General features: G+C 45.2%; 13 protein-coding genes. 7 read left to right on the top strand and 6 right to left on the bottom strand.

Annotated features, from left to right (window positions below):
• The first annotated feature begins 36 nt into the window (after positions 1 to 36).
• Complete coding sequence (locus J2128_RS09185; protein WP_209690825.1) at positions 37 to 1,227, top strand: aldo/keto reductase; 1,191 nt, start codon at positions 37 to 39, stop codon at positions 1,225 to 1,227.
• 71 nt (positions 1,228 to 1,298) lie between these two features.
• Here the strand turns inward: J2128_RS09185 and J2128_RS09180 are convergent, their stop codons facing one another.
• Genes J2128_RS09180 through tuf form a run of 3 tightly spaced genes read right to left on the bottom strand, consistent with a single transcriptional unit; the run spans position 1,299 to position 4,790 of the window.
• On the bottom strand, positions 1,299 to 3,155 hold the full coding sequence (locus J2128_RS09180) for a flippase activity-associated protein Agl23 (protein WP_209690824.1): 1,857 nt from the start codon (positions 3,153 to 3,155) through the stop codon (positions 1,299 to 1,301).
• A 16-nt stretch (positions 3,156 to 3,171) separates the two neighbouring features.
• Complete coding sequence (rpsJ, locus tag J2128_RS09175; protein ID WP_209690823.1) at positions 3,172 to 3,480, bottom strand: 30S ribosomal protein S10; 309 nt, start codon at positions 3,478 to 3,480, stop codon at positions 3,172 to 3,174.
• 32 nt (positions 3,481 to 3,512) lie between these two features.
• Complete coding sequence (gene tuf, locus J2128_RS09170; protein WP_209690822.1) at positions 3,513 to 4,790, bottom strand: translation elongation factor EF-1 subunit alpha; 1,278 nt, start codon at positions 4,788 to 4,790, stop codon at positions 3,513 to 3,515.
• A 192-nt stretch (positions 4,791 to 4,982) separates the two neighbouring features.
• Here tuf and J2128_RS09165 point away from each other — a divergent pair, with 192 nt between their 5' ends.
• Positions 4,983 to 5,285, top strand: a complete 303-nt coding sequence (locus J2128_RS09165) for a hypothetical protein (protein WP_209690821.1) — start codon at positions 4,983 to 4,985, stop codon at positions 5,283 to 5,285.
• A 188-nt stretch (positions 5,286 to 5,473) separates the two neighbouring features.
• Here J2128_RS09165 and J2128_RS09160 read toward each other — a convergent pair whose 3' ends face one another.
• Positions 5,474 to 6,346: a nitrite reductase gene (locus J2128_RS09160; protein ID WP_209690820.1), complete on the bottom strand. Its 873-nt coding sequence runs from the start codon at positions 6,344 to 6,346 to the stop codon at positions 5,474 to 5,476.
• A gap of 116 nt (positions 6,347 to 6,462) precedes the next feature.
• Positions 6,463 to 7,185 (bottom strand): adenosylcobinamide-GDP ribazoletransferase, encoded by a 723-nt coding sequence (gene cobS, locus J2128_RS09155; RefSeq protein WP_209690819.1) that lies wholly within the window; start codon positions 7,183 to 7,185, stop codon positions 6,463 to 6,465.
• 139 nt (positions 7,186 to 7,324) lie between these two features.
• Here cobS and J2128_RS09150 point away from each other — a divergent pair, with 139 nt between their 5' ends.
• The gene (locus tag J2128_RS09150) at positions 7,325 to 8,344 is read left to right on the top strand and encodes a nicotinate-nucleotide--dimethylbenzimidazole phosphoribosyltransferase (protein ID WP_209690818.1); all 1,020 of its coding nucleotides are present in this window, start codon (positions 7,325 to 7,327) and stop codon (positions 8,342 to 8,344) included.
• 12 nt (positions 8,345 to 8,356) lie between these two features.
• Here the strand turns inward: J2128_RS09150 and J2128_RS09145 are convergent, their stop codons facing one another.
• The gene (locus J2128_RS09145) at positions 8,357 to 8,500 is read right to left on the bottom strand and encodes a hypothetical protein (RefSeq protein WP_209690817.1); all 144 of its coding nucleotides are present in this window, start codon (positions 8,498 to 8,500) and stop codon (positions 8,357 to 8,359) included.
• A gap of 89 nt (positions 8,501 to 8,589) precedes the next feature.
• On the opposite strand from J2128_RS09145, the gene J2128_RS09140 reads away from it, so the two are divergent.
• From J2128_RS09140 to J2128_RS09125, 4 genes are all read left to right on the top strand, one after another.
• The gene (locus J2128_RS09140) at positions 8,590 to 9,150 is read left to right on the top strand and encodes a GMP synthase subunit A (RefSeq protein WP_209690816.1); all 561 of its coding nucleotides are present in this window, start codon (positions 8,590 to 8,592) and stop codon (positions 9,148 to 9,150) included.
• Positions 9,151 to 9,249: 99 nt separating this feature from the next.
• A complete protein-coding gene (locus tag J2128_RS09135; RefSeq protein ID WP_209690815.1) occupies positions 9,250 to 9,789 on the top strand; it encodes a YkgJ family cysteine cluster protein in 540 nt (179 codons plus the stop codon).
• Positions 9,782 to 10,984, top strand: a complete 1,203-nt coding sequence (locus J2128_RS09130; RefSeq protein WP_209690814.1) for a TraB/GumN family protein — start codon at positions 9,782 to 9,784, stop codon at positions 10,982 to 10,984. Before J2128_RS09135 ends, J2128_RS09130 begins: the two co-directional genes overlap by 8 nt.
• A gap of 79 nt (positions 10,985 to 11,063) precedes the next feature.
• On the top strand, positions 11,064 to 11,579 hold the full coding sequence (locus tag J2128_RS09125) for a nitroreductase family protein (RefSeq protein ID WP_209690813.1): 516 nt from the start codon (positions 11,064 to 11,066) through the stop codon (positions 11,577 to 11,579).
• The last annotated feature ends 7 nt before the right edge of the window (positions 11,580 to 11,586 follow it).

Below are 11,586 nucleotides of genomic sequence, written 5' to 3'. Positions count from 1 at the left end.
CCGATATAAGAACAGCAATACAGGTGGACCAAAAGAATGCTGTACAGAATCAACCCTAAAACAGGTGATAAACTATCTGCATTAGGTTTTGGAGCAATGCGCCTTCCGATTAAGGACGACGGGAGAATAGACGAACAGACTGCTTCTGAAATGATCAGATATGCTATAGAAAACGGCGTAAATTATATAGATACAGGGTATGACTATCACAAAGGAGAAAGTGAATCATTCATCGGACGCGCCCTAAAAGGCGGCCTGCGCGAAAAAGTATTCCTTGCAACGAAGCTTCCGTCATGGCATGTGGAATCAAAAGAGGATATGAAAAAAATCCTTGATGAACAGTTATCGAGACTTCAGACAGGTTATATCGATTATTATCTTTTGATTGCACTTTCAAAAACAAGATGGAGAAAACTTTTTGATTTGGGCGTTACGGATTTTCTGGACGAGGCAAAAAGGAAAGGTGCCATAAAGCACGCAGGGTTCTCTTTTCACGGTGATTTCAATTTATTCAGGAAGATTCTTGATTCATACGACTGGGACATATGCCAGGTACAGTACAATTACCTTGACGAAGATTTTCAGGCAGGGACAAAGGGGCTGGAGTATGCACGCAAAAAAGGCATAGGTGTTGCAGCCATGATGCCTCTTCGCGGAGGTCATCTCGCAGGAAATATTCCCGATGATATAAACGGGATGTTAAAAAAAGTTGACAGCAACAGAAGTCCTGCTGAATGGGGCTATAAATGGGTGCTCAACCGTCCCGAGATATCCGTTATGTTGAGCGGAATGAGCACTCCCGAACAGGCAAAGGAGAATGTCAGGGTTGCGTCGGAAAGTGAGCCCCTCTCCATGACGTACAAGGAGCTGGAGCTTGTATCGGACGTTGCAGAGATTCTAAGGAAAAAAATGAGGATCAACTGCACAAACTGCGGCTACTGCATGCCGTGCCCCGAAGGGGTTGACATTCCCGCGTGCTTTACCCATTACAACAGCTCTTTTCTCTTCAACGATTTTGAAACCGCAAATTTCTACTACCACTCAATGCTAAAACCTGAATCAAACGGCACAGGTGCCGCATCGATGTGTACAAGATGCGGAAGGTGCCTTGAAATGTGCCCGCAGGGCATAAATATAGCTGAAATGCTTTCAGAAGTGGAAAATTACTTCAGTGATTCCAGGCAGACCATCCCGGCCGAAGCTCGGGAAAATTATGTACAGGAATAATATCTTATTTTTTTCCGTATTGATTTTTATATAAAACATATTTTTGGTTTTTTCAGGTTAAACCTGAAAATTCACTGCACTGATGTGTTGTTTTTTACGAATACGTCTATGTTGAGGCTTCCAAGGTCAGTGTTTCTTGTGAAATAATAAGAAACAAGCTTTTTCATATCGTCAAAGACAATTTCCCAGTATCCTGCACCCGTTACGCTGCCGCCGGCAGACGGTGATTTAATAAGCCCGTATACATTTATCCAGTAGCCTCTTTTGTACGTATACTTCGTGAATCCCGGTATTTCATCAACGCTTTCGGTATCATGCAGTATTATAACGTCAAAATTTTCAGGGCCCACGTCACTGTCATAGCCGGAATCTCCATAGTAAGTGAGTTCAGGTGAAGACTTCTGCATGTAATACCACACAAATGGCCACTCGACATCGTTTCCTAATACAACATGCTGCGCCGAATCCATATATTTCATGACATCGCGGAGGTCTTCGGAGTTCTGGACCTGCACGATAGGTTCACTTATGTCCGCAGGTGTAAAAGCAACATGCATTGTCATAACAATCAGGAACAATACCCCTGCACACGTTAACCATATTTTCCACCTGCGAAGGCAGTAAACTGACACAAAGATCATAGGCAGAAGCTGGTGAAGTATCAGCCACGGCACCTTTTCCCCGATATATGCATAGACCACAAGGGACGTCAGCATCCAGAAGATACAGAAACGCGTGAACTCACGGTTTTTAGTGTTTACCGGCTTTGGCTCTGACGGATCCTTCTTCTTATTCAGGACAGATTCACAGAGACTATCAGCGACACATCCAGGGCTGCTCTCCTTATCCACAGTATCCACGGCCTCTGCCGGATAAGTTAAAGAAGCCTCTTCGGCCCTGTCCACGCCGGTTTTTGGCCCCTCGCCTGTATCTTCGTTCAGTTCACCCGAAGCCAGCAGATCTGACGACACATACTCCGCAGGCTCCACGGAAACCTCCGGCTCCTCAAAGAAATCATCTGCCAAAAGCTCGGATTTTTTTGTTTTGAACCTTACAAAGTCAAGAACTCCGGAGACAGCCAGTATAAATATCGGAAGCTCATACAGGAGAAACAGGATTATATAAAAGTAAAAAGGGCCCCCAAGACGCTGTTCTTCATGCATCGCAATCCAGTGGCTGAGAGCATCATAAGGACCGTTCAAAAGCACTTCCGGTTGCATCCCGAAGGATGAATAAAATGCCGCCATTATTCCGGCGGTTACAAAAACAAATACCGCCAGGTGAAGAATCCATCTTTTTGGAAGAACAAATTTCTTTTTGAGCACAATATAGAGCAGATAAATTCCAAATATCAGGATTATTATCGGGACGTTCTCCTTGCACGACATCGAAAGCCCAGCTGCGACAGCCGCTAAAACCGCATACTTCAGCTCTTTTCTCTCTATATAATAGAGAAGTGCGATAAGCAGTACAAGAGTGAAAAAAACAATAAATATGTCATTTCTCAAAAATCTTGAGAAATATACCATATCAGGTGATATCGCAAGAAACAGGGCTACAATGATTGTCTGCGCCCTGTCCAGATATCCGAGTTTGTATATTGGATATACCAGAAGTATGACCAGACTTCCGAGAAGTGAAGGCACAATCCTTGTGGTCAGGTCACTTGCTCCCAGAAGCGAGAAGACGCCTGCCGTTACATAATACAGGAAAGGTCCGTGATATGTAGGATCGTATGAGTATGTCCCGTATTCAAGCAGTCTAAGTGAAAACCACGCATGGATAGACTCGTCATGATGGAGCAGTTTCAAATCAAGAAACAAAAAACGCAGCAAAAGCGCAATAACAAATAATAACAGCAAAGTCCTCTCAGTTGTGAAAAATTTTGCTATTTTCTCGAATTGAGAGGAAAAATTTGCGGCTCTCAACTGGCCGCCTCCTTATTTAGTTTTCCAGAACAATCTCAATACCAATGTCCTTCGGAACCTGTATGCGCATCAGCTGTCTGAGCGCACGCTCATCTGCATCGAGATCAATTAGTCTCTTGTGGACACGCATCTGCCAGCGGTCCCAAGTTGCCGTACCTTCCCCGTCGGGGCTCTTGCGTATTGGAACAACCATTTTTCTGGTTGGAAGCGGAACAGGCCCTGCAAGATTTACACCTGTACGTTCTGCAATTTCTCTGATCCTGTCACAGACCATCTCAACTTTTTCGAAGTCTGTACCGGAAAGACGAATTCGGGCTTTTTGCATTTTTGGTCACCAAAAAAAATATCGGAAAAGGATTATCTCATCTCTTTCTGCTGTATGTCAATGCACATACCTGCCGCAATCGTTGAACCCATATCACGAATTGCAAATCTTCCGAGCTGAGGGATATCCTTGAATTTTTCAATAACCATTGGCTGGACAGGGCGGAACTTAACAATTGCCGCATCTCCTGCCTTCAGGAAGGTTGGATTCTCTTCTTTTACCTGGCCTGTACGCGGGTCAAGCTTCTTTACAAGCTCAACGAATGTGCATGCGACCTGCGCAGTGTGGCAGTGGAATACAGGTGTGTATCCAACAGTGATTGCACTCGGGTGCTGGAGAATGACAATCTGTCCGGTAAACTCTTCTGCAACTGAAGGTGGTACATCAGCCGGACCACAGACATCACCACGGCGGATATCGTTCTTTCCGATACCGCGGACGTTGAAACCAACGTTGTCACCGGGCTTTGCTTCAGCCTCGTCTTCGTGGTGCATTTCAATGGACTTAACTTCTCCGTCCTTGTTTGCAGGCATGAACGAGACTTTCATTCCCCTCTTCATTATACCGGTCTCAATACGTCCGACAGGGACTGTTCCGATACCGGATATAGAATATACATCCTGAATAGGGAGGCGAAGCGGAAGTGAAACAGGCAGCTCAGGTACCTGGAGTGCATCAAGTGCCTCAAGAAGATCCGGGCCGTCATACCATGGCGTGTGCTCGGATTTGTGGGCAATGTTGTCGCCCTTGAAAGAGGACATAGGAATAAACGGAACTTTTGCAGGGTTGAATCCGACCATCTTGATTAACTCGGAGATCTGCGCCTTTACTTCTTCATAGCGCTTCTGGTCGTATTTGACTGCGTCCATCTTGTTGATTCCGACAATAAGCTGGTTGATACCGAGCGTCTTTGAAAGGAAGACGTGCTCCTTTGTCTGCTCCATAGGGCCATCAGGTGCTGCCACAACGAGCAGTGCTGCATCAGCCTGTGATGCACCTGTGATCATGTTCTTGACGAAGTCACGGTGACCCGGGCAGTCTACAATTGTGAAGTAGAACTTGTCTGTGTCAAACCTCTTGTGTGCGATATCAATTGTAATACCACGCTCACGCTCTTCCTTGAGGTTATCCATGACCCATGCGAACTCAAAAGATCCTTTTCCCTTTGACTCCGCTTCCTTACGGTAGTTCTCGATGATGTGCGCAGGCACAGCACCGGTCTCGAACAGTAAACGTCCAACTGTTGTGGATTTCCCGTGATCGATGTGACCGACCACGGCCAGATTCATGTGTGGCTTGTCAGATGCCATAATCCAAACCTCATTGTATAAAAGGGCAAGATATCCGCCCAATCGCATAGATACGAGTATCTTATATATGGAAATACGCCATATAAAAGATTTCGTTGTGCACTCTCATTTTACTGACCGGCCCTATATCAGAACATCCGCAGCCGCAGAGAAGGCAAACTCTTATCCTCTTAACTGTACAACCTTTTTTTGATGAAGACACTTCCCCTAAACCGCAACGATGGTAAACAAAGAGTTACCGTAAAGTGCGCAGGAAAGGAGGTTTCAGTGTACAGCCAGTGCGCTTACTGTAAATACTGTAGCGGAGTGCTTGTAGGCAAAAGAAACATTCCTGCGCCCCAAAAAGAAAAACTTACCGGAGTCCAGAAAGGAAGAAACCCTGATGAAGAACTCCTCAATGCCGCAATGATGTTCAACACCCTCATAAGAGACGGTTCCGCCATAATCTGTGATAATGACGATGACACTGGTTTTTCTTCAATGTACAGCTATTAAAAAATAAAAACAATTATTGAAGCAATAATCTCCGGTCAGATGTTATTTCTAAAAATAACAGGAAATATATAGATTTGGCCGGGAGGTCTCTGCACCTTGCACAACCCCGGTTTCGGCAAAAAAATATTCCTATCAAAAAATATTCCTATCACTGAGGCAATTATCTATTTCCAAAAACAATTCTTACGTCAGGCCTGCCCGTTTTGTTTCCCGTTTACAATTTCCTCGCGGAACTTTTCAAACTGTATATCATCAAGCTGGTCCGAAAGAAGTCTTCCCGACCATGCACGCCTGTACACCCAATAGACAAGCCTGTCTATTATATCAACAACCTCATCCTCTGTTTCGACTTCAGCAAGTTCACGCCCGAGTTTCGGGTGTCTTCCGCGTCTTCCCCCGACAGTAATCAGAAATCCGCGTTTTTCAATCTCTATCAGCTTAAATATGCATGACTCAATACAGATTCCACACATGAAGCATTTGCTTTCGTCGACATGTGCTTCTCCGTTTATAACCTCAATTGCCGATTCACGGCAGTAACCTGCGCAGTGACCGCACCCTGTGCACAGGCCCGGCGTCCTTAACGGCTTGACAATCCCCGTTATCCCTATTTCATTCAGAATAGGACTTGTGCATGCATACGGGCATGCTGATATGGATATCCGCATCTTAACGGGCATATCTTTTCCAAAGAGCTTCTCGTCAAGCTTTTTTGCAAGACTTATCGAGTCTATGTTTGCATACTTGCACCTGTCTGTCCCGGGGCAGGCGACTATATTTACGACTTCATCTTTTTCCGAACCTACAGGAGTCCCGTTTTTCTGGAGTTTCTCTCCTATCTCCTCAAGTCTGGTATAATGAATATGCGGGATTTCTATAGTCTGGCGTGTTGTCAGGTGAACGGCATCCTGACCAAACTCCTCTGCTATATCTGCAATGCCGCGCATCTTCCCGACGGAAAGAACTCCGGCAGGCATCCTTGTACGTATCGTGCAGTAATCAGAATTTTTCTGTGTGATTACTCCGCCTTTTGTATGCAGACCAAGATCCGCTTCTTCCATATTATTAAATTAGGAGCGGGCAACTCAATAAAATACCTGTTGAACCATGCAAAAAACGGATGAATAGTTCATGAAGGCCAAAATGTCATACTTCGTTTAAAATAATAAAAAAAGTATCAGAAAAATGCAAGTGCAATTATCACAACAAGCCTTGTAATCTCATTTGCCGCACCTGTTACGTCCCCGTTTATCCCGCCGAATAGACGGCCGGACAGGTAATACAGGACACAAAAAGACAGCAAAAGAGCGCAGACTATTCCTGCAAATCCGGTTATGCCCAGGGGAAGGAGCAAAAGAGGCAGGCAGATTATAACAGAAGCCAGCGGGAACCATTTCTTTGCAAAAGAGTGGGTATACGAAAATATTCCGTCCCTGAAGGGTTTTCCGTATGTAAGAAAGAGGACCTGCGAAAATTTGGCAGTCACTTCTGCTGCTATTATTGCAACAGGGATTGAGGGAACGGATAAAAGCCCGGTATACGTCATGAGTATCACAAGCATACCTGTTGCGACACCACCTGCACCAATGTTCTGGTCAGTCAGGGCCTTCACCCTTTTTTCGCGGCTGCCGTGCGCCATAAGACCGTCTCCCATGTCAAGAAGACCGTCAAAATGGTTGAATCCATACATTATCATGACCGCAGCGATGCATGCGGCTGCTGAAAGTTCATGCGACGGCATAAAGTACGCGACAACTGCGGCGATGATTCCTACAAAATACCCTACAAAAGGGATAAGATAGAAATGACGTGTATACAGCTCAAAATCCAGATTTTTGCCGAGCGGGACTATCGTGAAGAACTGAAATATTGCAATGAGAGATTTGAAAAATTCTGCCATGAGCAAAATAAGTATTGGCGAACTTTTTTAAAAAATTATTTAATATTACTTAATTTAATTTAACTCCAGAACAATTATTTTTTCCTTAATTTTAGAAAAATGGGATATCTTATAATCAATAAACATTACAAACGTAAATATGCCATTTCTCTCAGATATACCCGATATTAAGTTCAAAAAACCGATGGCCGCAATGATTATAGCAAACTCGATGCTCTCTGTAGTACCCGGAGTATCAGCCGCCGGTGCCAGCCCTAAAGCTACCCTTATGACACCGAATCTTGACGGCAGACTTATTCTCTACGGGCCGGACCCTGACTCCGATATACCCCTGAGCCCCAGGGGATGTGCAACACCTGCGACAATAACAAGGGCAATGTTTGACATGTGCTCAATAGACCCGGTTATTGTTAATGCAGGTCTGGTAAACGAGCCGGACTTCCCTTGCATGGACGTCTACGGAAAGCCAGGCGAAGACCCGCGATTCGGCGATGCTGTAAAAGACCCGGAAGAACTTTACAAAAGAGGCATTGCCATAGGAAAACAGTGGAGCAGGTACAGTGACCTGCTGATCCTCGGCGAAAGCGTCCCCGGGGGAACCACAACGGCACTCTGTGTTTTAAGGGCCCTGGGATACGAAGCAGGAGTTTCAAGCAGCTTTATCGACAACCCGACTACCCTTAAGGGAGAAATATGCAGCAGGACGCTACAGAGGATTAAGGACGACGGAATTGTTGACCCGTTTGACATTATAAGGTACGCAGGCGACCCAATGATGCCGGTTGCAGCCGGAATTTCAAAAGGCTTCTGCGGAAAAGTCGTCCTCTCCGGGGGAACACAGATGCTTTCGGTCTGCGCCCACATAAAATCCCTTGGCAACGAAATACCCCCGTTTGTTACGACAGAATATGTGCGTGCCGACAAATCGGCAAACATTGAAAAGAGCGCACGTGAAGTAGGTGCGACAGGCTGGTACGTTGACCCGGACTTCAGGAATATAGGCATACATTCACTTGAAAGATATGAAAACGGTGAGGTAAAGGAGGGAGCAGTTCTTGCCGGTGCATTATGGCTTGCATATATGTCAGGGTACTCAAAAGACGATATTTTTGAAAAAATTAAAGAGTTTATGGGACATTTCAGGTGCAAAAACTACTGAAAAAGGCTTTTTCTACTCTTTTTTCCTCCGTGTCGGATCGGCCAGCGCCTCAAACATCAGGTTAAGCGTCAGATTAACCACCCCCCTCCTGAAGTCCTTAACGATTTCAATTCTTTTCGCCCCCGATACGCCTGAATACCACATAGGAATAGACAAATGACAGGACTGCCGTTATTGCAACAGCAATAAGCATTCCGGCAACTGTGAAAAGAATATACGGTCAACTTTCCTATTTAGTTATACAGATGCTCCCGATATATCTCGTAAACAACTTTGGGCAGTTCAACCACCTCATAAAAAGGATGCTAAGAGACCTTGATATAGACGCCGAAATGATAAAAAACGACACTCCGCCGGAAAAAGTTGCAGACAGCTGTCGTGGAATAATTCTCGGCGGAGGACCGTCAATTGAGCGCGCAAACTTTGCACCCGAATACGTTGACCTTGGTCTTCCGGTTCTCGGAGTATGCCTTGGTCTGCACATAATCGCGACAAGAAGAGGTGGAGTTGTCAAAAAAGGCGCCATGGGTGGGTTCGGCAGAGTAGAGGTTGATATAATAGAGCACGGTAAAATACTCGAGGGGTTTCCGGACAGGATTTCTGTCTGGGCGTCACATGCCGACGAAGTTAAAGTAATTCCAAAGGGTTTCACCCTTCTTGCAAAATCCAATATCTGCGGAGCCGAAGCGATAGCAAACGAAAATGAACATATCTACGGTGTCCAGTGGCACCCTGAAGTAAGCCACACTGAAGACGGACACATAGTCTATGAAAATTTTGACAGAATTACAAAAGAACTGCTCTGAAATGTTTTAAATCATATAATAACAGGTAAATAATTAAGGATATCAGAATTTTTTACTGAAATCTTTTCTCAGACCTGCCAAAAAAAGGCAGGGATTATTATGCCGAAAAAAAAGGATCTTATAAGAGAAATTAAGAAAACAGGCTTCAGGTGCTCAATGTGCGGCGAATGCTGCACTGCACAGTCCAAAGACTCAAACCTTGTCATTCTCGGAATACCTGAAATCGTCGAGATAGAAAAGGTGACCGGGATGAAAAGGGACGAATTCGTTGTGCCCTACCCTGAATCATTTGATGTTGAAGGGTGCAGTGTTACTTTTGCATGGTGCCTTAAAAGGGACGAAAAAAAATGTATATTTTTTGACGGTCAAAACAAATGCACGATATATGAACACCGCCCGCAGATCTGCAGGACGTACCCCCTTATGCTGGCTGAAGATGGTCTTTTGGTCTCGGAATGCTGTTCAAAGGGATATGAAATAACGGATGAAGAAGCATCCATGACTGCAGATGCGCTGATAAAAAGAAAAGAGACGGAAGATATGGAATATAATGCAATCAAAAAAATATACGGCAGTCTGGACATTTCAAAGATGAAGTCCTGCGTTATCGACAGCGAAGGGGTTAAAAAAATTGAGTGAAATACATCTGGTCGGAACGGCTCACGTATCAAAAAACAGTGTGGAAGAAGTAAAAACTGCAATCGAAGAGTTTTCTCCGGATGTTATTGCAGTCGAACTTGACAGGGGAAGATATGCGGCCTTAAAAAAGCAGGGACAGAAACCCGAAGTCGATGACATAATTAAGGGTGGCAACTTCTCAGAAATTCTTGTCCAGTGGATGCTTGCGTACATCCAAAGAAAAATCGGAATGGACGTAGGCGTTGAACCGGGTTCCGAGATGATAGCGGCAATAGATGAGGCTGAAAAAAGGCAGATTCCCCTGGCACTTGCCGACAGGGACATAAGAATCACACTTTCCAGGTTCTGGAAGGGGATGAGCATCTGGGAAAAGATTAAGCTTCTCGGTGCTCTTGCCGGGACAATTGCCGGACGCGGCGGAGACGAGGAGGTCGACATCGAAAGTCTTGCAAAAGACAAGGACCTGATAGAGATGGCTATAGAGGAGTTCCACACTTTCTCACCAAACGGTGCAAGGGCGCTTATCGATGAAAGAGACGCATTCCTTGCCCATTCCCTTCTCATGCTTTCAAAGAAGAACGAGAGGGTCCTCGGGGTTGTCGGCGCAGGCCATTTAAAGGGCATCAGGGGTTACCTTAACGACCCGTCAAAACTCCCGCCTGTTCAGTCCCTTGTCCAGCAGCCTAAACCACTCCCGTGGAAATTCATCATAGGAGGAATTTTCGTTGCAATGTTTGCATTCCTCCTCATACTGATAGCTTTTTCGGGTGTGGGACTTGAGGTTTTGATATGGGCCATCATATACTGGGTTCTTATAAACGGGATTCTGGCAGGAGGTTTTACTCTTCTTGCCGGAGGCCACCCTCTCTCGGCCCTGACGGCATTCTGTGTATCGTGGATGACCTCCTTAAACCCGCTTCTTGCGGCAGGATGGTTCGCGGCGATAACTGAGGCAAAGGTAAGAAAACCGAAAGCTTCTGACTTTCAGAAGATTATAGAGGCCGAAACTTTCACGGAGATGAGAAAGGTCCCGATGTTCAGGGTCGTCCTTGTTGCGGCACTTGCAAACGTAGGGAGCACTATCGGGACGTTCGCATACTTCATATTCATATTCCCGATTCTCGGAATAGACCCGACAGTCGTCCTTGCAGACGGACTTGGTAACCTTGCCGCATATCTCGGCTCTTTAATCTGAAACAATAATATTTGCCATTCTTTTTTACCATTAAATCCATAGAAAAAATATTTTTGCTTTGTCTTTCATATTAAGCCCCATGAATCTTGGACTTACCATAATCAAAGGAAGAAGAAGTGTCAGGAAATACAAAACCGATAAAATCGATGACAATATCATAAAAGAGACTCTTGAAGCAGCCCGCTACGCTCCGACGGCAAGAAACGTCCAGCCATGGAAAATCGGCGTTGTAAGAAATAAGGAGACTCTTGAAAAGATATCTGAACTTGCGACCTATGGCAAATTCATAAAAACGGCAGATACATGCTTTGTAGTCTTTGCGGAAAAGGACCACAAATTCCGTGTCGAAGACGGCAGTGCCGTTACAATGCAAATACTTCTTTCACTGTGGTCTTTTGGCGTCGGTTCATGCTGGGTTGCCGGAAACAACATGGAGTATTCCGAAGACGTCAGAAAACTTCTCAGCGTCCCAGACTCGTATGTCCTGATATCCCTCATTCCCGCAGGTTACCCGGCGGACGTAACCATTCCCTCCAAAAAAGAGAGAAAAGAAATATTCTTCAATGAGGAATACAGCGAAGAGTGCGAGGAATAGAAGAGAT

It is taken from the genome of Methanomicrobium sp. W14 (genome assembly GCF_017875315.1).
GTDB lineage: Archaea > Halobacteriota > Methanomicrobia > Methanomicrobiales > Methanomicrobiaceae > Methanomicrobium.
The sequence above is the reverse complement of the archived record's forward strand: the minus strand, read 5'-3'. Positions and strand labels throughout refer to the sequence as shown.